Below are 25,669 nucleotides of genomic sequence, written 5' to 3'. Positions count from 1 at the left end.
CACTGTATAAAGATTGAAAAACATGAAAAATATAATAGCAATTGTAAGTTTACTTTTAGTAAGTATTACAACAATGAACGCGCAAAAAATCAATTGGGTAACGATGGAAGAAGCGCAAGAATTAATGAAAAAAGAACCAAGAAAAGTCATTATGGATGTGTATACAACTTGGTGTGGTCCATGTAAAATGCTAGATAAAAACACATTTGGAAATCCTGATGTAGCAAAATATATCAATGAGAATTATTATGCAATCAAATTCAATGCAGAAGGCGATACAAGTGTAACCTATGAAGGGAATACATTTACGAATCCTAATTATGATCCTGCAAAGAAAAAAAGACGAAATGCACAACATCAATTTGCACGATACTTAAGTGTTCGTGCATATCCAACAATGGTATTCTTTGATGAAGACTTTAAATTGATTGCGCCAATTTCAGGATATCTATTGCCAAAACAAATAGAAATATATTTGAAATTATTTAAAACTGATAAATACAAAGAAGTAAAGACAAAAGAAGCTTGGGAAAAATATCAAAAAGAATTAGTATATGAGTTCAAAAGCTAGGATGATTTTCATAAATCCTTTCAGTTGTATATTAAAATTTAATAACAAAGAATCCTTTTTCATGCGTAACATGAAAAGGGATTTTTTGTTTTGCAGCAGCAACCTTCCAACGTGCTACGTAACTCTTATAGTTACTTCCATCTGCAATAATCAATTCAGGTTTTAAGGTTTCTATCATGCGTTCAAAGTTAATCTTTGGTGATTGTGTCAACAAAACATATTTTGGTTCAAAACTTAATGATTCATATACGCCTAAACTGTCTATTCGTAATAAATAATCATTCTGTAAACGATACACATTTTGAAGTGTATCAACCATTGTAGTTGTCAAAAAACGTTGTGAACGTTGTTGTTGTACGATATAATTCTTCGCGAAAGCGATACTATCCAAGTCATGGGAAATCTGTAAATCTGTTCCGTTTTGACGTGCGAAAACAGAAGTTTTATGTTGATGAAACACGGTAAAAGAATTCTGTGTCGGTGTATATTGAAAACGGTCGAAAAACCACAAACCTTGACAAATCAAAACACTTACCAAAGCAATTTTTAAATACTTTCCTTTTGGAAGATGGAAATAATTTGCAAAGGCAATAATCACTAAATAGGAACCAATCATCTGAAATGGGCTTATGAAAATATCGCCCAATAAAAACTGTTTGTGAGAAGCTATCCAAGCAATAAAATGATTCATTTGTTGAATACTATAACTGTAAATTGTACTTAAAAATTCAGGGAGAATATCAAAATATGATAATGTAATAACCAAAATTCCAGTAATTAGAATAATGCCAAGTGCAGGAATAATTGTCAAGTTAGCTACAAAAAACAATCCAGGAAACTGATGAAAATAATACAAACTCAATGGCAAAACACCTAATTGAGCAGACAAACTTACGGTGAGTAAACTCCAAAATGATTTTAAAAACCACGATTGCGGATTCCAAAGTTTTTTCCATAACGGTTGTAGCCAAACAATTGCAAAAACTGCAGCGTAACTCAATTGAAAGCCGACATCAAATAAAAAATGTGGTTTGCAAATCAATAAGAAAAACATGGAAATCATTAATACTTGAAACGTATTTGTCTGTCGCTTCAAATGAGTTGCTACTACAATAGCGCTAAACATGGTAACAGCTCTAACAACAGAAGCAGACAATCCGGATACGATAGCAAAACTCCATAAAATAGAAATCATGAATAAAAGTTTCAATGCTTTTCCATGACGAAAACGTGTCATAGGCTTCAATAGAAAGTTTAATAATAACACGATGATCCCAATATGTAAGCCAGAAATTGCTAAAATGTGAATGGCGCCAGCATTTGCATAATTGTTTTGTAACTCTTTTGAAATCTGTTGTCGTTGCCCTAGTAAAAGTGCTTCAATAACTGCCAACTCATCTGCCTTAAAGTTATTATCGAGTAAACTAGTATGAATCTGATTTCTTAACGAAGCTGCATACCCCAAAATAGTGTTGGAAGTACTTTTTGTAGTAATAAAATCAACTGATTTTAAATATAATTGATAAAAAATATACCGATCATTTAAATATGTTTTATAATCAAAATTGGTTGGATTTAATGGCTTTCGAACTTCTTTTAGTGCTGAATTTGTATATAAAATATCATCTACATAAAGTGATGTTGTAAGACTATCTTTTTGAATGTGAATCAATAATTTTCCAGAAACATGAATGCTATCTTTCAAAACAATTTCACCAACATATCGATCATAATAATTGGTTGACTTTAAAATTTCTCTAATTTGAATTGTACTAGTTGAAGTTTTATTTTGTGTGTGTAAAAGTTGTGTGTAATGTGTATGATGATGCTTCTCTTGATGAAAATTTTCAATTAGAACTCCCAAACTGATCGCTGTCAAAAAAGCAATCATTCCAAAAGATACTGTTTGTAAAAACTGTCGTTGTGCTTTCCAAAAAAAAATGCATAACAAGAAAAATCCAACGCCAAAACAACTAATGCTTGTTTTGACAGGAATATTAATATAATAACCTATCAATATTCCGAAAATCAGACATAATGTGATTTTTGTAATGAGAAAATCAAACAATTTCATAACCTATATATTCTTTATGTGGAATAAAGTAGGGAATAAAAAGTGCTTACAAACTACATTTTATGTAAGCGTAGTGTAAAGTTAATAAGCGTTGTAAAATCAATAATAAATACAAACCAGTTTTTGAAAAATACAAAATTTAAACTTTTACGTGTAAGAATATTTTTAAAAAGAGTATTTTTATCATGTATAGCCAACCAGTTACTGCCATGAAAACCAATATATTATATATAGTACTTGTTTTTTTTGTTTTTACAACAACAGGATTTTCACAAGAAGTTGATTTAGGAGATGATATTGAAACCTGCGAAGGCGAAACCATTACATTAGATGCCACAACACAAGATGCAACTTCCTATCAATGGAGTAAAGATGGACAAATACTAGTAAGCGAAACTAATGCTATACTTTTAATTTCGGAAAATGGTATATATGAAGCAACTGCTGTAATTAATGGAATGCTATCTTCGGATGCTATAGTAGTAACATTTGTAGCTGTCCCAGTAGTAAATAATCCAGGAGTTATTGAGTTAGAAAGTGCAGACGGAGGTGACTTTGAAGTATTTAATCTTACAGCAACAATACCAGTAATTATAGGAGGAAATACGGATGTGCAAGTTATATTTTTTGAAAACTTGTTGGATGCTACTAACAATACGAATCCAGTTGTAAACCCAACAAGTTATACCAATATATCAAACCCGCAAATAGTACATGCGCGTGTGGAAGACCTTATTACAAGTTGTGTAAGCATTGCAAGCTTTACGCTAAAAGTCTTAACGTATATTGTTGTAGATTGTGATCAACCTTCAATAATTACTACGTATTGTTATACCAACGATGATCAAACAGAATTTCGCTTTCGAAGTTCAAATGGCTCGCCAATTACGTTAGAGTTTTTAGCAGGTACGGTAGAAAATAGCTACGATGAAATTATAATTTATGATTCTAATACTAATACGGGTACAGTAATATATAATGGATATGGAAATAATGGAGATGTCACAGGTTTATTAGTAGAATCTTCTGGAGATTCACTTTTACTGCAATTACAATCAGACGGTGTAACTTCGTGTGATACCGATAACTTTATACCACTACAATTTAGAGCGTATTGTAGTGCTTCTCAGCCAGCGATAGGAATTATTAATGTACGTAGTTTTTTAGATGAAAACGCAAATTCTATACACGATTCAGGCGAAGCTTTCTTTCCTTTTGTAATAGTTTCATATGAAGTAAATAATGATGGAATCACAAATAATGGTTCAGCTAGTTATAATTATACAATTTCAAGTCAAGATCCTACAGATACATATGATTTTACATATAGTTTACCGATTGATTATGAAAATTGTTATGATGTAACAATACCAACAATTAATGATGTTAGTGTAAATGCTGGAGGAATTGAAAATGTCGATTTTCCAATAACAGTTCAGCAAGCATGTGAAGATGTAGAAGTTATTCTCATAAATAGTGTACATCCTCCAAGACCCGGATTTACCTATCAAAATAGACTTATCATCAAGAATAATTCAGCAACAACAATTGCAGCTGGCACAGTAACATTAGACATTGATGATGCACTAACTTTTAATAGTACCCTAATTATAAATCCAAATTATATAGTTACAAATACAGCGACAGGAATTACAATAGACTTTGTGAATCTTTCCCCTTTTGACACAGAAATAATAATTGTAGAATTATTGTGCCCTGCCAATGTAGCTTTAGGAGAAATTATGACCAATATATTTACATATACAAGTGATACAAATGATTTTATTGCAACAAATAATACATTCCTATTATCAGAAACAGTTGTAGGTTCTTGGGATCCAAATGATATTACAGAATCACATGGTCCAGAAATTATTCATGAAGATTTTTCTTCGCAAGATTATTTATACTATACTATTCGTTTTCAAAATTTAGGAACTGCCGAAGCTGTAAATGTCAGAATAGAAGAAACCTTAGATGTAGAACTTGACGAAACTACTTTTGAAATGATCACAGCGAGCCATTATTTTCAAGTAGAAAGAACAGCGAGCGAATTAACTTGGCGATTTAATAATATCAATTTACCTGCTGAAATGTTTGACGCCGAAGGAAGCAATGGTTTTGTATTTTTTAAAATAAAACCTAAAATGGGTTATGCTATTGGAGATATGATTCCAGGAGAAGCAGGAATCTATTTTGACTTTAATGCGCCTGTCATCACAAATACCTTCGAAACAACATTTGTAGAATTGCTTTCTGTTGCTGAAGTTGATGACATACATATTACTACCTATCCAAACCCTGCAAACGATATTCTGCATATTTCATTTCATACAAATGAAAAAGCAATAATTGAATTATATGATGTACAAGGAAAACAAGTGCTGCAGAAAAATATGGAAGGTATGAATGTTTCGTTGAAGGTATCAAAGTTAAAAAGCGGAATTTATTTCATGAAAGTAACAACAGAAACGAAGCAATTCATGAAAAAAATACTAATTAATTAAAAAATTATAGTACACGACGCGCTTCTGCGAAAGCATTTTTCCAATAACGTTCGTCCAAAGAAGAAACCAACACGCCTCTTGAAGTTGTAGAATGAATAAACTTGATTACGCCTTTCTTAGCTTCTACAACCAAACCAACATGATTGATTCGTTTTTTATTTTTATTTGTTCGGAAGAATAATAAGTCTCCTTTTTTAACGGATGATTTGCTAATTTTTTTACCACGTTTTGCTTGCTCATACGAAACTCTAGGTAGCAATACTTGATGTGTTTTAAAGGCAACATACATTAAACCAGAACAATCCATTCCTTTTTTAGTAGTTCCGCCATATTTATAACGTGTTCCTTTATACTTTAAAGCTGTAGCAACAATTGCATGCGATTTGCTAGAAGATCGTTTAGTGCTTGTGCGGGTTTTGGTCGTTTTCGTTTTTACAACTCTTCGTTTAGAAGCTGTTTTCTTGGAAGAGCCACAAGACAATACAGAAAAAGCAAGGAGAAGGAATAGTAATTTTTTAATCATATGGTAATTTACTTAATTTTTTTCAACAATTAACTTTGCAGCGTTCTCACTCGCGCCTTTCCCACCTAGCTTTTGTTCCAAATCGTAATAATCTGCAAATACTTTTTTGCGATGTGTATCATCTAAAATTTTAGCCAATTCAGTTTTTAGATTTTTAGTGTTTAAATCGTTTTGAAGCAACTCTTTCACCACTTCTTTGTCCATAATTAAATTCACTAACGAAATAAACTTATCTAGTGTAATAATTCGTTTTGCAATATGGTACGAAATTGCATTGGCTTTATAGCAAACAACTTGTGGTACTTTATATAAGGCAGTTTCCAACGTTGCTGTTCCAGAAGTAACCAATGCTGCATGGGAAATGCTTAGTAAATCATAGGTTTTATTATTGATGAATTTTACATCAGAATCATTTATAAATTGATTGTAAAAAGCTCTTTCCTGACTTGGCGCACCAGCAATTACAAATTGATATTCTGGAAAGTCATTTACAACAGACAACATCACAGAAAGCATTTTTTTAATTTCCTGCTTTCTGCTTCCAGGTAATAATGCAATAATATTTCTATCATCTAATTGATGTGTAGTTCTAAATGCTTCGTAATCAACTTTTGGTCTATCTGCAATAGAATCTAACAATGGATGTCCTACAAAATGCACATCGTAGTCATATTTTTTATAGAACTCTTTTTCAAAAGGAAGAATCACAAGCATCTTATCAACATACTGTTTAATATTCTTCACTCTGCCAGGTCGGCTAGCCCAAACTTGCGGAGAAATATAATAATTAGTGGTAAAGCCTTCATTTTTTGCCCATTTTGCAATAGGAAGGTTAAAGCCAGAATTATCAATCAAAATAAGGACATCAGGTTGAAAGGAAGCAATATCTTTTTTGCAAAAAGACATCATGCCCAAAATCTTACGAAGATTCATAATAATTTCAATGAACCCCATAAAAGCACGTTCCTTATAATGTTTTACCAAAGTACCACCGACGTCTTGCATCAAATCGCCGCCCCAAAATCGAAAATCAGCATTCGGATCTTGCTTTGCAATTGCTTTCATCAAATTAGAACCATGCAAATCTCCTGAAGCTTCTCCTGCAATAATGTAGTACTTCATAACTTATTAAAAGAGTAATTTATGCGATAAAACAATAATGGCAGTAATAATTGTAACAATCAAAACACCTTTTGCTCGTGCTTCTTTATTAAACTTTAAAAAACCAAAAAAGGCTAAAAAGTTTAAGGCAGCTCCGTATACAACTACAGAACTAATTTCGCCAGTTGAAATTGCAAAGTCCCAAATAGCGCCAAAAGAAGCGTTTCGTTGTGAAGCAATGTAAAGTAAATACAAAAGTGTTCCAATGCTTGTTGAAAGCATTCCAACAACAATTCCAATAATAATTTCTTTATTTTTCATTAAATCCTAAACTATTAAGTTTCTGAATAGCGTGATGCGCTGTTAAATCAAACTGAACAGGAACTAAGGAAACATATCCATTAGCCAAAGCCCATTCATCCGTATCTTCACCTTTATCTTGACTTACAAATTTTCCAGAAAGCCAGTAATATTGACGTCCATGCGGATTAGTACGTTTATCAAAATCTTCTGCCCAATACGCTTTTGCTTGTCTGCAAATACGAATTCCTTTAATTTCTTTTTCTTTCAATTTAGGAAAATTTACGTTCAAAACGACACCTTCAGGTAAGCCATGTTCTAGTACTTTAGAGGTAATTGTTTTTACATAACTTTTGGTAGCTTCAAAATTGGCTTCCCAATCATAATCTAATAATGAAAATCCAATAGCAGGAATTCCTTCAATACCAGCTTCTACAGCGGCACTCATGGTTCCTGAATAAATTACATTAATAGAAGAGTTAGAACCGTGATTAATTCCTGAAACACAAATGTCAGGCTTACGGTTTAAAATTTCATTCACGGCTAACTTTACACAATCAACAGGAGTTCCAGAGCTTGAATATTCAATTTGTGGGCCATCATCAATAGTAATGGCATTGCAATAAATTGTTGAATTAGCGGTAATTGCATGTCCCATTCCACTTTGTGGACTATCAGGAGCAACAACAATAACATCGCCCAGTTCATTCATAACGTCGATTAGTGCGCGTAAACCTGGCGCGGTAATACCATCATCGTTGGTAACTAAAATTAGAGGTTTCTCATCCATAAAAAAATACTTCTTTTTCGAATGCTAAAGTACGCAATTTACTAATTACATGTATAGTATTTCGGGTTTAACAAAAAATTAGTAAGATTGTTAAAAAATGGCATGGTTTTTTCGTTATTTTAGTGGAAAATTAAAATAATTAGCATCGATTACCCCAGAAGTACTCAAATTTAAAATGAATAACACGCTAATTAATGCGAATGAAAAATATAAAATGTGTGAAAATCCGAGCGTTTATGAGAAGGAATAAAATATACTTAGTGGCACTATTAGTTTTTGCAATGGTGTCTTGCAGCTTTGCGAAAAAGTCATTTGATGACCCAGAAAAAGATAAAACTCTAGTCGACTTAATATCATATGTATTAAATAGATGGCATTTTGATCCGCAAGATATCAATGATGAGTTTTCTGAAAATGTATACAATGACTTTATTGGAGCAGTAGATCCAATGAAACGTTATTTTTTAGCTTCAGATATTGAAGAGTTTGAAGTATATAAGGATAAAATTGATGATGAAATCAAAGAACCTGGTGTGAAATTCTTTAATCTAGTACATACGAGATTAGAGAAAAGAATGATGGAGGCAAAAAAGTTTCAAGAAGAGTTATTAGGTAGCCCATTCGATTTTACAATTGATGAAAGCATCAATCGTGATTATGAAAAAATGGCGTTTGCTACTAATGAACAAGAATTAAAAGAGCGTTGGAGAAAAGAATTGAAATTTTCAACCTTAGCAAATTACGACATCAAACTTGAAATCGAACAAAATAAAAAGAAAGAAGATAAGTCTCACAAAATTAAAAATGAAGTTGCTTTGGAAAAAGAAGCGCGTGAGTCTACTTCAAAAACATATGTTGAGTTTTTTGACTTAATGGATGATTTGGAACGTAAAGATTGGTTTAGCATTTATGTAAATACAATTGTAGAAGAATTTGATCCGCATACATCGTATTTAGCACCAGAAGACAAAGATCGTTTTGATATGAGTATGTCAGGAACTTTAGAAGGAATTGGAGCTAGATTGCAAAAACGTACAGAAGGCGCAAAAATATTTGAAGTAATTTCTGGTGGACCAGCTTGGAGAAGTAAAAAAATTGAAGCAGGAGATGTTATCCTAAAAGTAGCACAAGAAGGTGAAGAGCCAGTTGATATTGTAGGAATGCGTTTGGATGATGCTGTAAAGCTAATCAAAGGGCCAAAAGGAACGAAAGTAACCTTAACAATGAAAAAAGTTGACGGTTCCATTGATGTGATTACAATCAAAAGAGATTTGGTTGAAATAGAAGAAACCTATGCGAAATCAGCAGTTGTAAAGAAAAATCAAAGAACATTTGGAGTGATTAACTTACCAAAATTCTATGTTGATTTTCAAGATTATAACAACAGAAATGCTGCAAGTGATGTGAAAAAAGAAATTGAGCGTCTCAAAAGCGAAGGTATGGAAGGTTTGGTAATTGATCTTAGAAATAACGGAGGAGGATCGTTAAAAACTGTAGTTGATATGGCAGGATTCTTTATCAAAGATGGACCAATTGTACAAGTGAAAAGTTCTATTGATGGTAAAGAAGTATTAAGTGATGAAGATAGCCGTATTCAATGGGATGGACCGTTAGTAGTTTTAGTAAATGAATTATCAGCATCTGCTTCGGAAATTCTAGCGGCAGCTTTACAAGATTACAAAAGAGCTGTAGTTATTGGAAGCAAACAAACCTATGGAAAAGGAACAGTGCAAAACGTTGTAGACTTAAACAGATTCATTAGAGGTGGCGATACCAATGTTGGTGCTTTAAAATTAACAACACAGAAATTCTACAGAATTGATGGTGGATCGACACAATTAGAAGGTGTAAAAAGTGACGTTGTTGTAGTTGATAAATATAGTTTTATTGACATAGGTGAAAAAGATCAGGAAAATCCATTACCTTGGGATCGAATTGACCCAGCAAACTATGATGTTTGGGATGGATATATTGGATACGAAGAAACAATCAAGAAAAGTAAAGCGCGTATGGCAAACAATGCGCAATTGAAATTAATTGAAGAAAATGCAAAATGGATTAGTGAACGTCGTGAAGACAACGAATATCCATTAAACTATGCAACGTATAGAAAAGAAGTTGAAGAAGATGAAGACTATGCAAAACGTTTCAAAGCACTTTCTGATTATGATACAAAACTAGTATTCACATCATTGCCATACGAAGAATTATTAATGAAAAAAGATTCTTCTTTACAAAGAAAACGTAAAGCTTGGCATGAAGATTTAGCAAAAGACGTATATGTTGAAGAAGCAATTAACGTATTAAGTGATATCCAAATAAACAACATCAAAAAACAAAAAAGAGCTGTTGTAAAAGGATAATTTAAAAGATATTAATGAGTAGAAACTCAAATTCATTAGCACAATTAGCGCTCCAGAAATTCAAAAAGAATTTTTGGGGCGTTTTGAGTTTTGGCTTTATTGCAATTTGTGCATTCGTTGTAATTTTTGCTTATCTGTTTACACCAGATGATACCAAAAATGCAAATCAAATGCATTTATCCATTCATTCGAAAAAACCCGGATTCTCAGTTCAAATGTTGACAATTCCATCAAAAGAACAAATTGAGGAAAGCTTTTTAAGTACACTCTTTTTTGGAAAAGAAAACACGGCGACAGAAATTCCAATTTCAAATTACCGAATAGAAAATAATACCTTCTTTATTACCGAATATACAGATGGTGTTATTGAAGGAATTGAAAAAGAGATACCTCTCACTTCATTTCCTGAGTTGAAAACTGTTAGTGAAATTTTAACACAATACATTCAACAAAAAACATTTCGTTTAGGAACTGATAAATACGGAAGAGATGTTCTCAGTAGAATGCTTATTGGAATGCGAATATCGTTCACAATTGGTTTTGTAGCGGTATTTATATCATTACTTATAGGAATCTCATTAGGAGCATTAGCTGGTTATTTTGAAGGGAAAGTAGACGCAGTGATCATGTGGATTATCAATGTTACTTGGTCAATACCAACGTTACTATTAGTGATTGCAATTACGTTAACACTTGGGAAAGGATTTTGGCAGGTTTTCGTAGCGGTAGGATTAACGATGTGGGTTGAGGTTGCCCGAATTGTGCGTGGACAAGTGTTAAGTGTAAAACGTATGCAATATGTAACAGCTGCACGCGCGTTAGGATATCACGATTTCAGAATCATCATTAAGCATATATTGCCAAACATTATGGCGCCTGTAATTGTAATTTCGGCGGCTAACTTTGCGGCAGCAATTTTAATAGAAAGCGGATTGAGCTTTTTAGGAATAGGAGCACAACCACCAATGCCAAGTTGGGGAGCAATGATAAAAGATCATTATAGTTATATCATTCTTGGAAAACCATATTTGGCAATCATTCCAGGAGTTGCTATTATGAGTTTAGTAATGGCGTTTATGTTGGTTGGAAATGCATTACGCGATGCACTTGACGTGAAAAACTAATTTTAAGAGCAAAAAAACGCTACATTGAGCAAAGTCAAAATGAAAAGAAAAAAAATATACCCACTATTAGTATTACTTGTTGGAGCAGCTTTTATCATGTATGAACAATATGGTGATCAGCTCACAGAGAAAAGTACATACGATCCAAATGATGAAATTCACGGAAGTCGAACGCAAACCACCAATAGCAATCCGAAAGAACTAACCAATGCATACTATTTACCAAGTTCTACAACAGGGCAAGTAGTTCATCATGAAGGTTATTCATTATCATATCATGAAGCGTTTGAGCAAGCAGAATGGGTTGCCTATGAATTAAAGAAAAATCAGGTTGTATACACAGACTTTAAACGTCCGTATTTTGAAGTAGATAATGCTGTAAAAACAGAATCTGCACATTGGAGAAACTATAAGAAGTCTGGCTATGATCGTGGACATTTATGTCCTGCAGCTGATAGAAAATATACCAAAGCAGCATTTACAGAAACCTTTTTAACGAGTAATATTTCGCCACAAAAACATGGATTCAATGCAGGTCTTTGGAATAAATTAGAGCAAAAAGTGCGGTATTGGGCAAAAAAATATGATGGTGTGTATGTGGTAACAGGCGGTATTTTAGAAAAAGGATTAAAAACGATCGGTAGCGAAGAAGTTGCTGTGCCAAATTATTTTTATAAAATATTACTTGATAATACAAACGGACAAACCAAAACGATTGCTTTTTTAATGCCACACAAAGATGTAGACAAACCTTTATACGAATTTGTAGTATCTATAGATGAAATAGAAGAGCGTACTGGAATTGACTTCTTTCCAGAATTAGACGATGCAAAAGAAAAGAAGTTGGAAGCTTCTACAAGTTACAAGCAATGGAGTTTCCGATAGATTTTTATTGTAAAAAAAGACTTGGTCACACTACATTAACTGCAAACTTGAAAATAAACATTGGAATTAAAATATAATACTTTTTTAGGGACAACAAATGAGAAGTTTCATTTGGATTTTTGTTCTATTTCTTTGGTTAATTATAGTAAACCTGTTTCAGAAGACTGGCACTCTCATGAAGATATACATCTATCTTTAATTCTTCAAGGAGGAAATTTAGAATCTAGAAAAAAACAAGATACACAAGTGTCTTCCGGAAAAATAATGGTGTATAATCAAGGGGAAATTCATAGAAATAGATTTACATCCTTTCCTTCCAAAAACCTTAATTTAGAATTGAAAAATGATTTCTTTTCTAAAAATGAAGTAAATTTTAATGATTTGAATTTATCAGAAAATAGAAGTGTTGAAGCCTACTTGGATTTAATATACATCTATAACGAATTGCAAGTGAATGATTCTTATACTGCAAATTCAATCCAACTTTTGTTAAAATCATTATTTGCGAATACTAAAACATCTTCTCATAAGCCAATTTGGGTAAAACAGCTTAAAGAAATAATTGAAGATCGGTGGAATGAATTTATTTCTTTAGATGAATTGGCTCTTATTTTAAATGTACATCCAGTGACGATTTCGAAGTATTTTAAAAAATATTTCAATGGTTCATTGGGCGATTATATGAGAAAAATTAAGGTTCGGAAAGCATTATATTTTTTGCTTCATACACAAATGTCAATTACAGAAATAGCTTTTGCTTGTGGCTTTTCAGACCATAGTCATATGATTCGCATATTCAAAATGTATGTCGGTTACAATCCAAAGCATATCCGAAAATTCTAATTTTTATATAAGTGGCTAATTTCATTCTATTTTAAAAAAACTAACAGACTTACCTTGCGATTTAATTTATCATCAATCATTAAAAAGCAATTTAAGCATGCACAAAATTATTTTCAATTCAAAAGATAAAATTCGTCCTATATGGCGATTAATCCTCTTTTTGTTAATCACCTTTTTAGTAAATATTCCTTTGCAATTAGTGTTGCAAGAAGTTTTAAGTCAAAGCCTTTTAAGAGGAATTATTTCTGCTTCTATATATTTGATGTCTGTTGTATTCAGTTTGTTGATACAGATAAAATTTTTAGAGAAGTCATCTTTTAAAAAATATGGATTGAAGTTTAATAAAGTATGGTTGAAAGAATTCTTTTTTGGATTCATCATTTCGGTTGTTCAACTTTCTTTATTTTTCTTAATAATGGATCTCACTGGGAATTTAAAAATAGTAGATTTCTTTGCGGTCAATTCTTCAAATTATACTTTTGATTATTCTTTTTGGACAGGTTTTTTTGCTGAAATGTTCGGATTAATAGTAGGAAGCAGTGTGGAAGAAATATTCTTTAGAGCTTTTCTATTTTATATTGCATATGAAGCTTTACGAATTCTTAAGAAAGATGCCAAGAAACGAGCGCTTTTAATCCTCATTATAATTGCGCCTTTATTCGGTATAGCTCATGCAGGAAATGAAGGTGCGACTATTATATCTACTATAAATTTAGGTTTAGATGCAATGATGCTGTGTTTGCCTTTTTTAATAACTGGTCGATTAGGTATGTCTATAGGAATGCATTTTTCATGGAATCTTTTTCAAGGTGCTATTTTCGGTTTTCCTATTAGTGGTAATATTGCAAAAACATCTATAATCAGTGTAGAAATGCCTAACAACTTGCTTACAGGTGGTGTTTTTGGGCCTGAAGGAAGTATTCTATTTATAGGACTTGACATAATTGCGATACTGTTGATTTTGTATTGGAAGAAATTTAAAAGGTACACTAGTTTCGTGCATCCTTATATCATAGAAAATGCTATTAATTAATAATATATAATTAAAATTCTGAGTAAATTCAATCATAATTGAGTCTACTCAGAATTTATATATTTTATGATGTTTTGATTATATAATATTGGCCTAACTTTAATCTAAGTTATCCCAAGCGCTTACATTGTCTTTCTTAATTTGTAAAACTCCAAATAAGACTATGATTCCAATAAGTCCTAATAATGATTGTCCTATACCTAATCCAAGACTTAGATTAATAAATAATCCAGCGATACTTACGACTAAAAATCCCCAAAACCCAATTTTATTCCAGTTTAATAGGAGAATGGCGAAGACTATATTAATGATTCCCATTATTCCTAAAAGAATAATTGTTGTTGTAGAAATTTCGCCAGGGAAATTTTGAGAAATCATATCTCCAGCAAAAAGATATAAAATTGCAGTAATTGAGTTTGCAATGATCATAAAAATTAACCATGTTGTAACACATCCGTGCCTTTCTTTGTTTAAATTTTCCATACGTGTAGTTGTTTTATTGTATCAAGTTAAGAAAATTATGAAACAGTTTCTTCAGAATCTTGTTGTGTTTCCAAAATCATATCCTGAATAAATAGTGGTAAATCTTTTATTTCATATGTTTTAGGGAAGAAATTATTATTCAAAATACTTGCTGGCGTATAGTGTACATCATTAATATTAGACCATTCATTATGTGCGTCCAAAACTTGTGTTACCATTGCGTTTTCTGAAAAACCAAATTTCTTATGCCATTCATCAATATCTCTATTGGCAAACCATTCTTTTAAAGCGGTGTATGATTTTTTAGGATCTTGCTGATACAAATCAACTAAACGAGCTGCAATTTTTGTGCTCTTATTTTCAGCTTTCTTGGGTACGTTAAAAATGAATTCCATACGAATATCATTTCCATACGAACTTAACAATTTATCATACGATTCAAAAGCAGCCGTGCAAAATCCGCATAACGGATTGGTAACACCTTGTAATTGTATTGCGCCATTTGGATTTCCAAAAACAATACGTAAAGGTTCGGGAATTACGTTCGGGTTCAAAACAGATTGTTCTTGAAGCATGGTTTTAAACAACTCAGGGTTACGCTTAAACTTTAAGAAGTCGCGTTCAGTATTTCCTAGTTTTTCATGACTTTCCCAGTACGTTTTACAATAGTTCCAAGCAATATAAATTAAAGCAAAAATTCCAGCAGCTTTTGTAATATATATCCAATCAAGTATCCACTCATAAGAAAAAGTGCTTGCTAACAATCCTGTTTGTAAAACTAAAATTCCGGCAACTAGTAAACAGAGTGCACACCACTTTTTAAGTATGATTCCTTGTCTGTAAATTGCGTATAAAACAATAGGAATTCCTGCTAAAGATAAAGTGAGTAACGTACTTTGGTGAAATCCTATAGATGATAATATTAAGAATAAAGCAGAGAAAAATACAAACGAAGCATCACTTAAAGAAATGAATCCGAAGAGTAAGTTTCCCTTAGTAGTAATAACATCGCCACAATCACTATTCTTAGAAATGGCACCACAAACTTTGGCAACGGCTTTACTTTTTATTCCTAAATCTTCTCTAATAATTAAAACACTAATGTATAAGCCAACAAGCGTAAGAGCTGTATATAACAAGTATGGCAAACTAAAGTTAAATATCACATTTACAGAAGCTACAATGGCTACAATAAAATAAGGAAGTGCTGCTTTGATAGATTGTGTGTCAACAACTTTTTCAACTTCTTCAACAGCAATAATAGTTCCTGTCCAGCGATTCGTAAAGGCCTCTTCTGTTAGTTTTTCTTTAGTATCATCAGGCAGTGAAATATGAACCATACCGCGTTTTTTTTCGGCAAGTACGACATCATCACCACTTTCAGAATTAATCAATGCTAAAAAGGAATTTGGCATTTCTGATAATGCTTCTTTTGGTACAGTTGCAGCTAAGTTGTCAATTTCAAAATAATCTAATGTATCTGTAATTGATTTTAAACTTGGGTACTCATGATGTGATAATAATTGCAAATTCAGTCGTTCGCTATCGATGCCTAAATAGCCATTTGTTTTAAGTAGAGAAAGTATAATGTGTTCCATCTAATTCATTTCAATTTTGGTAGGGGAAATTAATTTTTTGGTTATAGTTAGCTAAATATAGAAAGTATTTTTGAGGTAGATAGTATGAAAGAGGTTTTTTAAGATTTTGAAGTGTTCAATTTATAAATTGATAACAATTCTTAAAAAAAAAGCGAACCGAAGTTCGCTTCTGATGTTTACGCACAAGGTGAATTATACGGTAATGCACATAGTGGTGCGTGCCATTCTCCTCCACAATTATAGCATTCTGTAGCGGTTCTTGGCCACATGCCACCTGTAATGTTTCGTTGTTGAGTTTTGCTTAATTCTGTTCCTAATTTTGAAATACTTTTTAACATGATTTTCTTTTTTGGTTAAATTCATATAAAAAGTACAAAAAGCTAAAATAAAGTCTTTACGGGAAGTCCTTACTTAACATTTAGAGGGAAGTATTGCTTGGTTTTTGAGTGTTTACCACTCATTAATTCGATTCGCGTCAAGCTTAATAAATATAAAAAGTAAAATAGTAAACCCCCAAAGTCCAGAACCTCCATAGCTGAAAAAAGGTAATGGAATTCCAACTGTTGGAAAAAGTCCAATTACCATTCCTATATTGATGGCAAAGTGGAAAAATAATATGGCGGCGACACTATAACCATAAACGCGACTAAACTTGTTTTTTTGTTGTTCGGCTCTGCTGAGAATCCGCAACAGTAAAGTGACAAAAAGGAAAATGACGACAAAACTTCCTATAAAACCCCATTCTTCACCAACTGTTGTAAAAATGTAATCGGTATCTTGTTCAGGAACAAAATCTCCACGGGTACGTGTTCCTTTCAACCAACCTTTTCCCTTAAAGCCTCCTGAACCAATGGCAATTTCAGATTGATTTGTATTGAAACCAAATGTTTTTCGCATTTTTTCAAGCTTTACAGGGTCTTTTTCTAAACCTAAAACAAGTGTAAAACGATCACGATGGTGTTGTTGAAATACATTATAAAAGATATAATTTACAGCAAGAATAAAGCTAATAGCGGCTATCAAAGAGGTAATCGCTAAAGATGTTCTTCGTTGGCGTTTTAATTGCTTTCGAAAGAATATAAAAATACAAGCTAAACCAATAACCAAGGATAGTATAATTGTTATAATGAGCCCTAATTTTAGCGTGATAATAAATAGTAAAACTAATGTGAGCCCAATCCATAAATAAATAGCAGGTAAACCTTCACGATACATTACGAAAAAGAACGCCATATATACCATAGCGCTTCCAGCATCTGGTTGAAGCATAATAAGTACAGGAGGCGTTAGTATAATAGCAAAAGCAATCAGCTGATGCTTAAAGTTGTTGATGTTGGTTTGAATATCACTCAGAAACTTTGCTAATGCTAATACCGTTGCTGCTTTAGCGAATTCGGAAGGCTGCAAAGTGAAACTTCCAATCGCATACCAAGAAGTAGCACCATTTATGTTTTTACCAAAAATGACAACACCAAGCAAACTCAGCAATCCTGCAATGTATATAATACTGGAAAATCGTTCATAAAATTTAGCCTCAATGGAAAGTATCAGAATAATCAAGATTACACTTGTAATGATGAATACTAATTGTTTCCCGTAGAGTTCATTCATATCAAGGAAACCAGTAGAAGCATCTGTTACAGAAGCAGAGTAAATATTAATCCAGCCAATTCCAACTAACAAAAAGTAGATGAGAATGGAAAGCCAATCAATTTTCTTTATAAATTTTACTTCTCTACTCATTAATGGTAAAAGGTTTTCCGCTTAAAGGCTTTGCATATTCATCTTCTAAACTCTTTTCTAATACGAGTTTCTCCATGGCTTTTAAGGTGATTTCGCCTTTCAAGTACTGTTCAATCATTAAACTAGAAATCTTTCCAGCCCAACGTGCGCCGTAATATCCGTTTTCCACAAATACAGCAATGGCAATCTTAGGATTGTCTTTAGGCGCAAAAGCTACAAAAATAGAGTGATCGGTTAGTTGTGTATGTACACTATCTATAATCGCAAAGTTTTCTGCAGTTCCAGTTTTTCCACAAATTTCAACACCAGGTACATTTAAAAAGCGAGCTGTTCCGCCTTTTTTCATGCTAAATACATCATGCATTCCTTGAATTACAGGTTCAAAATGTTCTTTATCAATAGTTGTGTATTTTGGTTTTGTAAAATGATCATTGTCAATAGGTTTATTGTCAATAGTTTTGATAATGTGAGGTGTGAAATAGTGACCTCTATTTGCAATGGTAGCGGTCATGTGTGCCAATTGAATTGGTGTCATTTCTACATGTCCTTGTCCAATAGCATTTGAAATTGTATTTAATACATGCCATTTATCATGTTTGAAATAAGTATTTGTATAATAATCTCCCGATGGAATTCTTCCCTTTCGGCCAGTAGATAAATCATTATTAAAATAATCACCTAAACCAAAACTTTTGATATGATTACTCCATACATTCATTCCTTCACGTGGTGAATCGTACTTACTAACAACTTGTCTGTACGCGTTTGCAAAATATGCGTTACAAGATTTGGCAACACCATTAATTACATTTCTATTTCCACTTCCACAATGGCACCCCATTTTTCGCCCGCTACGCCCATATACATATCCATGACGGCATCTAAACGTTGTTTGTGGTGTAATTACTTCTTCTTGTAAGGCTACTAATGCGTTTAATGTTTTAAAAGGTGACCCAGGTGCATATTGGGCTAATAATGTTCTATCGTATGTTGGTTTTCTAATGGAGTCATAATATAAAGCACTATAATTCTTAGATCGCTCACGACCCACTAATAAATTAGGATTGTAGCTTGGTGCAGAAACTAAGGCGAGAATTTCACCAGAAGATGGTTCAATAGCAACAATTCCACCACGTTTATTAATCATTAGCTTTTCTCCGTATTCTTGTAGTTTGCTGTCAATGGTTATTTGAATGTCTCTTCCGTTTACCGCAAGCGTATCATAGCGTCCATTTTTATACGAACCTAATACCTTATTGTGAATGTCTTTTTGAATGTATTTTACACCTTTAATTCCACGTAATTCATTTTCGTATGATTTTTCAATTCCAGTTTTACCAATCAATTCACCAGATTGATAGTATGTATTTTTTTTTAAATCAGCATTGTTTACTTCGCTAATAAACCCTAAAACATTAGCGCCAACGGCGGTTTGGTAGCTTCTTAGAGAACGTTTTTGAATGTAAAATCCTTTAAAACGGTGCATTTTTTCTTGAAGATATGCATAATCTTGTTTTGCCATTTGTGCTACAAATACAGAGGGAATTCGCCAAGAATACCGTTTCGCTTTTTCAATTTTCTTTTGATATTCTTCTTCCGTGATTTTAAGTAATTTGCAAAACTCAGGAATATTAAATTCCTTTACTTCACGCGGAATCACCATTACATCATACGAAGGTTGATTCGCGACAAGCAATACACCATTTCTATCATACACATATCCACGTTGCGGATAATCATATTCTGTTTTAATAGCGCTATCATTTGTAATATCGGTAGCAACTACATTTTCATTCAATACTTGTAAATACAAAAGCCTTCCTGTATAGATTGCTCCAACGGAAATAACAACAAGGTATAACAGCAGCTTTCTCATGAATTTTTTCGACTAAAAAGAGTTATTGATAATGTAATGACTAGCATTGTAAAGATACCAAAGAATAACGTGTTTCTCAATACGAGAAGTATGTTTGAAATGTTAAATATTTCTAATAAAAATAAAAAGAAGTGATGCGTAAAAATTAGGATAGTAATATACACCATTCGTTGTCCAAATGCAGTATTTTCTAGTTTGATCGATTGATGTTCATAACTGATACCAAAAGCAAAACGCAATACAAAAGGTCGTATGTATGCAATAATAACACAAGCAGCTGCATTAACGCCTCCAGAATCAGAAAACATGTCAATAGTTAGGCCTAATAAAAATGCTAACACAAGAAATAAACTTCTGTTGGAATTAAAAGGAAATAGTAAAATGAAATAGATATACACCATTGGGTTTATATAACCCAAAAAGTCTATGTGGTTACAAATTAAAACTTGTACCAAAACGGCTATGACAAACCGAACAGTATTCCAAAAAACAACGGAACTCATTTAATTTTCAGGTGCTAATAAATTATCTATTTCTTCTCGATGTAAATTTTCAATGATATATACATTCTCTAAACTAGTCATATCATTAAATAATTGTACGTTAATGGTATACAGATTTTCTTTTGTATCCAATTTAAAATCTTTTATCGTTCCAATTGGAATTCCTTTTGGGAAAAAAGTGGAATGTCCTCCTGTGGTGATGGTATCATTTACTTCAAAAGTAGCTAATTTTTCTACATCGCCTAATTGTACAATGTTTGGATTTTTCCCATCCCATGATAAAGAACCATAATGATCACTATTACTCTTTAGTTGTGCATTAATACTTGAAGCTGAATGCAAAATACTAATTACGGTTGCATGACTTCCGCCAACTCTGTCTATAACACCAATAATTCCGTTTGGTGTTACGACTCCCATATCTGTTTGAATACTATCTGAGCTTCCTTTGTTGATTAAAATGATATTATCAAGCTTTGAATAACTGTTTTTAATAATTTTTCCAGCACGAAATACATAATCAGTACCAAACGAAATACTATCTATGAATTGAATAGTGTCTAAGCTGTCTTCTTTGCTATAAAGTAAACTTTTTAACCTGCGATTTTCTTCTACTAGTTTTTCATTTTCAGATTTTAATGAAAAATAGGATGAAATACCATTTGCTTGTTCGTAAATTCCTCCTGTAAGCCAATTGGCAGAATTAATAAATTTACTTTTATGGTATGAGTGTGATTGAATTGTAAAAACTAGCGAAATAAACAGCAACAGCATAAAGAGAATAAAGTTTTTATTCTTTATCAGAAAATTAAGAATCTGTTGCATGTACTATATATGTTCTTATTTGATCAATACACTTTTGAATTTGCTAAGGTTTTTCAGGGTAATTCCTGTTCCACGTACAACGGCACGTAATGGATCTTCGGCAATATATACAGGTAAATCTGTTTTTTGAGAAAGACGCTTGTCTAAACCACGTAACATGGATCCACCACCAGCAAGATAGATACCTGTGTTGTAAATATCAGCCGCTAATTCAGGAGGTGTTTGTGATAAGGTTTCCATTACTGCGTCTTCAATACGAAGGATTGACTTGTCTAAGGCTTTAGCAACTTCACGATATGAAATCTGAACTTGCTTAGGTTTTCCAGTTAGTAAGTCACGTCCTTGAACCGACATTTCTTCTGGCGGAACTTCTAAATCTTCGGTTGCTGCTCCAATTTGAATTTTAATCTTTTCAGCCGTGCGCTCTCCAACATATAAGTTATGTTGTGTACGCATGTAGTATACGATATCGTTGGTAAATACATCACCTGCTACTTTTACAGATTTGTCACAAACAATTCCTCCCAAAGCAATAACAGCAATTTCTGTAGTACCACCTCCGATATCAACAATCATGTTTCCTTTTGGTTGCATGATATCGACACCGATACCAATGGCAGCTGCCATTGGTTCGTGTATCAAATAAACTTCTTTTCCGTTTACGCGCTCAGCAGATTCTTTTACAGCTCGCATTTCTACTTCTGTAATTCCTGAAGGAATACAAATTACCATACGAAGTGATGGTGGAAATAATTTCTTTTTAAGCGCTGGAATATTTTTTATAAACAGACTAATCATTTTTTCAGAAGCATCAAAATCTGCAATAACTCCATCTTTTAATGGACGAATCGTTTTGATGTTCTCATGGGTTTTTCCCTGCATACGAGCAGCTTCCTGTCCGACGGCAATGATTTTATTCGACATCCTGTCCCTGGCGACAATAGAAGGACTATCTACAACAACTTTGTCATTATGAATGATCAATGTGTTTGCGGTTCCTAAATCTATTGCTATTTCCTCTGTTAAGAAATCAAAAAATCCCATGTGTTATATCTGCTGTTTGTATACGTTTTGTAAGTCATTAAGTATGAAATACAAAGGTATAAAATTTTTAATGTTTAAAGTGTCTTGTGCCTGTAAATACCATTGCTACATTGTTTGCGTTGCAATAATCGATACTTAATTGATCTTTTATAGATCCACCTGGCTGAATTACGGCATTTATTCCAGCGTTATTGGCTATTTCTACACAATCAGGAAATGGGAAAAATGCGTCACTCGCCATGACTGCTCCATTTAAATCAAAGTTAAAGCTATTCGCTTTTACGATAGATTGATTCAAAGCATCAACTCTACTTGTTTGTCCTGTTCCGCTTGCGCATAATTGTTTGTTTTTTACTAAAACAATTGTATTTGATTTTGTATGCTTACATAATTTAGAAGCAAATAATAAATCTTCTATTTGTGCATCCGTTGGTTTGGTTTCAGTAGCATATGCTAAACCTTCCAGCGTATCTGTTTTTGCATCTTTATCTTGAAGTAATACGCCATTTAAACACGTACGAACCTGCATTTTTGGTAAGGCTACTTCGTTTTGAATTAAGATGATTCTGTTTTTCTTTCCTTTTAAAACTTCCAACGCATCTACATCATATTCTGGAGCAATGACAACTTCGCAGAATAATTTATGAATTTCTGTAGCGGTTGCTTTGTCAATTTTTTTGTTTGAAATTAAAATTCCTCCAAACGCAGAAATTGGATCACCAGCCAGAGCATCTACATATGCTTGATGAATAGTAGGGCGTGTTGCAAAACCACAAGCATTGTTATGTTTTAAGATGGCAAATGTTGGATCGTCGTTTGTAAACTCGTTCATTAAGTTTACAGCTGCGTCAACATCTAATAAGTTGTTGTAACTTAATTCTTTTCCGTGAAGCTTATCAAACATTTCATCAAAGTTTCCAAAGAAAAATCCTTTTTGATGTGGGTTTTCTCCATAACGTAACACTTTTCCTTTAGTTTCACTCACTTTCAATGCAGGAATTGCATGATCTTGATTGAAGTAGTTGAAAATTGCAGTATCGTAATGTGAAGATATATTGAATGCTTTCGCGGCAAACGCTTTTCTATCTGCTACAGAGAAAGAACCTTCTTGAGCTTCTAATAAGCTTAGGAAACTTTCATAATCGTCTACTGAAGATACACAAAGTACATCTGCAAAATTTTTAGCAGCCGCTCTAATTAAAGAGATTCCTCCAATATCAATTTTTTCAATAATATCTTGTTCAGGAGCTCCAGAAGCAACTGTTTTTTCAAAAGGATATAAGTCAACAATAACAATGTCAAGTTGTGGAATTTCGTACTGAGCTAATTCAGCAACATCACTTTCATTGTTTTGACGATTTAAAATACCACCAAAAACTTTTGGATGTAATGTTTTTACACGTCCACCCAAAATGGAAGGATAAGATGTTACATCTTCAACAGGAACGACAGGAATACCAAGATCTTTGATAAATTTTTCTGTTCCACCTGTGGAATAAATGGTAATGTTTAAAGCGTGTAGTTTTTCAACAATTGGAGCTAATCCATCTTTGTTGAATACCGAAATTAAAGCTGATTTTGCTTGTTTTAGGGAATTCATTAGAGTTACGTTGTTAATTGTGTTGTTGTGAAGCTGCAAAAGTAATAATTAACACTAAAAAAACACCTTCTTATTGAAAGAAAAAATATATAAAATCAACTTATTTTGAGGTAGATACTTTAAAAGGAGAAATATTCATTTTTTATTTATCTATACGAATCGATTTATGTGAATTTTTTGGTGGTTAAATTTGTGTTTTGCAAAAGAAAGTGAGTATTCTATTTTTCATTTTCACCGATGCATATTTTTCGGGTAATATTTTTTTGTTTCCAGATTAAGAAAGAATCTCAGCAACTTTTGCATTGATGAATTCTAAGAATTCTTCGTCCTCTTTGGTAAAAGGATCTGGCGTGTGTGAATCAATATCAATTTGTCCAATATTTTCTCCGTTTACAAACAATGGAATTACAATTTCTGCCTTTACATAAATGCTACAAGCAATATAGTTATCTTGTGCTTTTACATCAGGAACTAAAAAGTTTTCGTTAGAAACGGCTACTTGTCCACAAATTCCTTTTCCAAATGGAATAATGGTATGATCTGTTGGTTCACCTGCAAATGCTCTTAGTTTTAATTCAGGTTTGTCACCATTTTTGAAGTAAAAACCAACCCAATCATAATGATCAAAATTTTCTTGTAATAATTCGCATACTTTTGTCATACGATCGTCTACAGAAAGTGTTTCGTTGGCTAAAATTTCGGTTACTTGTGGTTTATATGTTGCAAATGTCATGTGTTCTAATTTTTAATGCTTGCAAAAATAGTCGAAAAAAGTATAAAAATCTTTCTCCGTTTATCGAATAAAATTGTTTCCAAAGTGAATTGAACAAAATTTATGGAAAATGTGAGCTTTTCAATGGCTTTTGCTGTAAGTTTGTAAGAGTTCAATTTTTAATTTGAATTGTGTTAGAAACTATTCTTCGATATAAATCAGCACTAGGATTTGTGTTAAAATTCTTCGTTGTATACATTCTTTTTACGTTTGTGTACAGTTTGTATTTGTCAAATTTTGATGGAATTCCTGATGGAATTACACGTATAGTAGCTGATCAAACAGTAGCTATTATTGATGTATTTGGATACGATTCAAAAGTGATGCTGCATGAAACAGAACCGACAATGAAATTACTTGTAAATGATACTTATGTTGGGCGAATTGTAGAAGGTTGTAATTCTATAAGCGTATTAATTTTATTCATCACGTTTGTGATTGCTTTTACAGGAAATTTGAAAAATACAATTCTGTTTGCCGTTATTGGAAGTATTTGTGTGTACACAGCAAACCTGTTGAGAATTGTTGTTTTAGGAATTGGATTGTACCGTTTTCCTGAATACGAATACATGTTGCATCATATTGTATTTCCGACAATTATTTACGGAATGGTGTTTCTGTTATGGATGTTTTGGGTTAAAAAGTTTTCAAAAAAGTAGTTTTGATTCATGAAAAAGATTTGGAAATATATAATTGTAGGTTTTCTTTTCGGAATTTTAGTTCTGATAAGAGCTTTTGAGAATGAACTTTTTTATGATCCGTTTTTGAACTTCTTTAGACATGATTATTTACAAGCTAATATTCCAGATTATAATGCTTGGTTACTTTTCGTGAATCATATATTTCGATATGGACTAAATATGCTCATCTCCTTAGCAATTATCTATGTTGCATTTGAAAATAAGCATGTGCTTAAATTGTGCACAGGATTGTATGTAGTTGCGTTTGTAATTTTAGTTGCCATGTATTTTTACTTCATTCAACATAATTTGTCCGAAGATTATTTACTTACATTTTATATCCGTCGCTTTTTGATTCAGCCACTTTTTGTGTTGATTTTATTGCCTGCTTTTTATTACCAGCGTAAGATTAAGAATGAAGGGGTTTGATT

General features: G+C 32.6%; 24 protein-coding genes. 9 read left to right on the top strand and 15 right to left on the bottom strand.

Annotation, left to right across the window (positions count from 1 at the left end):
- Positions 1 to 22 precede the first annotated feature (22 nt).
- Positions 23 to 571, top strand: coding sequence for a thioredoxin fold domain-containing protein (locus Q0828_RS00290; RefSeq protein WP_298416725.1), 549 nt, complete (start codon positions 23 to 25; stop codon positions 569 to 571).
- 31 nt (positions 572 to 602) lie between these two features.
- Here Q0828_RS00290 and Q0828_RS00285 read toward each other — a convergent pair whose 3' ends face one another.
- Positions 603 to 2,645 (bottom strand): ComEC/Rec2 family competence protein, encoded by a 2,043-nt coding sequence (locus Q0828_RS00285; protein ID WP_298416724.1) that lies wholly within the window; start codon positions 2,643 to 2,645, stop codon positions 603 to 605.
- Between the two features lie 185 nt (positions 2,646 to 2,830).
- On the opposite strand from Q0828_RS00285, the gene Q0828_RS00280 reads away from it, so the two are divergent.
- A complete protein-coding gene (locus Q0828_RS00280; RefSeq protein ID WP_298416723.1) occupies positions 2,831 to 5,152 on the top strand; it encodes a T9SS type A sorting domain-containing protein in 2,322 nt (773 codons plus the stop codon).
- A gap of 4 nt (positions 5,153 to 5,156) precedes the next feature.
- Here Q0828_RS00280 and Q0828_RS00275 read toward each other — a convergent pair whose 3' ends face one another.
- Genes Q0828_RS00275 through surE form a run of 4 tightly spaced genes read right to left on the bottom strand, consistent with a single transcriptional unit; the run spans position 5,157 to position 7,866 of the window.
- Positions 5,157 to 5,675, bottom strand: a complete 519-nt coding sequence (locus Q0828_RS00275) for a C40 family peptidase (RefSeq protein ID WP_298416721.1) — start codon at positions 5,673 to 5,675, stop codon at positions 5,157 to 5,159.
- Positions 5,676 to 5,687: 12 nt separating this feature from the next.
- Positions 5,688 to 6,797 (bottom strand): lipid-A-disaccharide synthase, encoded by a 1,110-nt coding sequence (gene lpxB / locus Q0828_RS00270; protein ID WP_298416719.1) that lies wholly within the window; start codon positions 6,795 to 6,797, stop codon positions 5,688 to 5,690.
- Between the two features lie 6 nt (positions 6,798 to 6,803).
- Entirely contained in the window at positions 6,804 to 7,097 is a 294-nt protein-coding gene (locus Q0828_RS00265; protein ID WP_298416718.1) for a hypothetical protein, read from the bottom strand.
- Entirely contained in the window at positions 7,087 to 7,866 is a 780-nt protein-coding gene (gene surE / locus Q0828_RS00260) for a 5'/3'-nucleotidase SurE (RefSeq protein ID WP_298416716.1), read from the bottom strand. Before surE ends, Q0828_RS00265 begins: the two co-directional genes overlap by 11 nt.
- A gap of 236 nt (positions 7,867 to 8,102) precedes the next feature.
- Between surE and Q0828_RS00255 the strand changes: the two genes are divergently transcribed.
- The 5 genes from Q0828_RS00255 to Q0828_RS00235 all read left to right on the top strand — a co-directional run bounded on the left by Q0828_RS00255 (position 8,103) and on the right by Q0828_RS00235 (position 14,114).
- Positions 8,103 to 10,229 carry a carboxy terminal-processing peptidase gene (locus Q0828_RS00255; RefSeq protein ID WP_298416714.1) on the top strand — a complete coding sequence of 709 codons (2,127 nt, stop codon included), beginning with the start codon at positions 8,103 to 8,105 and terminating at the stop codon, positions 10,227 to 10,229.
- Positions 10,230 to 10,243: 14 nt separating this feature from the next.
- Entirely contained in the window at positions 10,244 to 11,353 is a 1,110-nt protein-coding gene (locus Q0828_RS00250) for an ABC transporter permease (protein ID WP_298416713.1), read from the top strand.
- 39 nt (positions 11,354 to 11,392) lie between these two features.
- Entirely contained in the window at positions 11,393 to 12,238 is an 846-nt protein-coding gene (locus Q0828_RS00245; protein ID WP_298416712.1) for a DNA/RNA non-specific endonuclease, read from the top strand.
- Between the two features lie 60 nt (positions 12,239 to 12,298).
- Positions 12,299 to 13,081 (top strand): AraC family transcriptional regulator, encoded by a 783-nt coding sequence (locus tag Q0828_RS00240; protein ID WP_298416710.1) that lies wholly within the window; start codon positions 12,299 to 12,301, stop codon positions 13,079 to 13,081.
- Positions 13,082 to 13,178: 97 nt separating this feature from the next.
- A complete protein-coding gene (locus tag Q0828_RS00235) occupies positions 13,179 to 14,114 on the top strand; it encodes a CPBP family intramembrane glutamic endopeptidase (RefSeq protein WP_298416708.1) in 936 nt (311 codons plus the stop codon).
- Positions 14,115 to 14,213: 99 nt separating this feature from the next.
- Here Q0828_RS00235 and Q0828_RS00230 read toward each other — a convergent pair whose 3' ends face one another.
- The 10 genes from Q0828_RS00230 to Q0828_RS00185 form a co-directional block, all read right to left on the bottom strand.
- Positions 14,214 to 14,597, bottom strand: coding sequence for a hypothetical protein (locus Q0828_RS00230; protein WP_298416706.1), 384 nt, complete (start codon positions 14,595 to 14,597; stop codon positions 14,214 to 14,216).
- A 35-nt stretch (positions 14,598 to 14,632) separates the two neighbouring features.
- Positions 14,633 to 16,195, bottom strand: coding sequence for a vitamin K epoxide reductase family protein (locus tag Q0828_RS00225; RefSeq protein ID WP_298416704.1), 1,563 nt, complete (start codon positions 16,193 to 16,195; stop codon positions 14,633 to 14,635).
- Positions 16,196 to 16,371: 176 nt separating this feature from the next.
- Entirely contained in the window at positions 16,372 to 16,533 is a 162-nt protein-coding gene (locus Q0828_RS00220) for a hypothetical protein (protein ID WP_298416702.1), read from the bottom strand.
- Positions 16,534 to 16,645: 112 nt separating this feature from the next.
- Positions 16,646 to 17,938 carry a rod shape-determining protein RodA gene (gene rodA / locus Q0828_RS00215; protein ID WP_298416700.1) on the bottom strand — a complete coding sequence of 431 codons (1,293 nt, stop codon included), beginning with the start codon at positions 17,936 to 17,938 and terminating at the stop codon, positions 16,646 to 16,648.
- The gene (gene mrdA / locus Q0828_RS00210) at positions 17,931 to 19,814 is read right to left on the bottom strand and encodes a penicillin-binding protein 2 (protein WP_298416698.1); all 1,884 of its coding nucleotides are present in this window, start codon (positions 19,812 to 19,814) and stop codon (positions 17,931 to 17,933) included. Before mrdA ends, rodA begins: the two co-directional genes overlap by 8 nt.
- A complete protein-coding gene (locus Q0828_RS00205; protein ID WP_298416696.1) occupies positions 19,811 to 20,317 on the bottom strand; it encodes a rod shape-determining protein MreD in 507 nt (168 codons plus the stop codon). The genes mrdA and Q0828_RS00205 overlap by 4 nt, the downstream gene beginning before the upstream one ends.
- The gene (gene mreC / locus Q0828_RS00200) at positions 20,318 to 21,142 is read right to left on the bottom strand and encodes a rod shape-determining protein MreC (RefSeq protein ID WP_298416694.1); all 825 of its coding nucleotides are present in this window, start codon (positions 21,140 to 21,142) and stop codon (positions 20,318 to 20,320) included.
- Between the two features lie 15 nt (positions 21,143 to 21,157).
- Positions 21,158 to 22,186 (bottom strand): rod shape-determining protein, encoded by a 1,029-nt coding sequence (locus tag Q0828_RS00195; RefSeq protein ID WP_007095250.1) that lies wholly within the window; start codon positions 22,184 to 22,186, stop codon positions 21,158 to 21,160.
- 67 nt (positions 22,187 to 22,253) lie between these two features.
- Positions 22,254 to 23,786: a bifunctional phosphoribosylaminoimidazolecarboxamide formyltransferase/IMP cyclohydrolase gene (gene purH / locus Q0828_RS00190; protein WP_298416689.1), complete on the bottom strand. Its 1,533-nt coding sequence runs from the start codon at positions 23,784 to 23,786 to the stop codon at positions 22,254 to 22,256.
- A gap of 274 nt (positions 23,787 to 24,060) precedes the next feature.
- Entirely contained in the window at positions 24,061 to 24,519 is a 459-nt protein-coding gene (locus tag Q0828_RS00185; protein WP_298416687.1) for a GAF domain-containing protein, read from the bottom strand.
- 170 nt (positions 24,520 to 24,689) lie between these two features.
- Between Q0828_RS00185 and xrtF the strand changes: the two genes are divergently transcribed.
- Positions 24,690 to 25,217 carry an exosortase family protein XrtF gene (gene xrtF, locus Q0828_RS00180; RefSeq protein ID WP_298416685.1) on the top strand — a complete coding sequence of 176 codons (528 nt, stop codon included), beginning with the start codon at positions 24,690 to 24,692 and terminating at the stop codon, positions 25,215 to 25,217.
- A 9-nt stretch (positions 25,218 to 25,226) separates the two neighbouring features.
- Entirely contained in the window at positions 25,227 to 25,667 is a 441-nt protein-coding gene (locus tag Q0828_RS00175; RefSeq protein ID WP_298416683.1) for an exosortase F system-associated protein, read from the top strand.
- Positions 25,668 to 25,669: the final 2 nt, after the last annotated feature.

The sequence above is a fragment of the uncultured Kordia sp. genome (genome assembly GCF_947496985.1).
Classification (GTDB): Bacteria; Bacteroidota; Bacteroidia; order Flavobacteriales; family Flavobacteriaceae; genus Kordia.
Note: the sequence above shows the minus strand (reverse complement) of the source record. Positions and strands in the feature narration are given on the sequence as shown.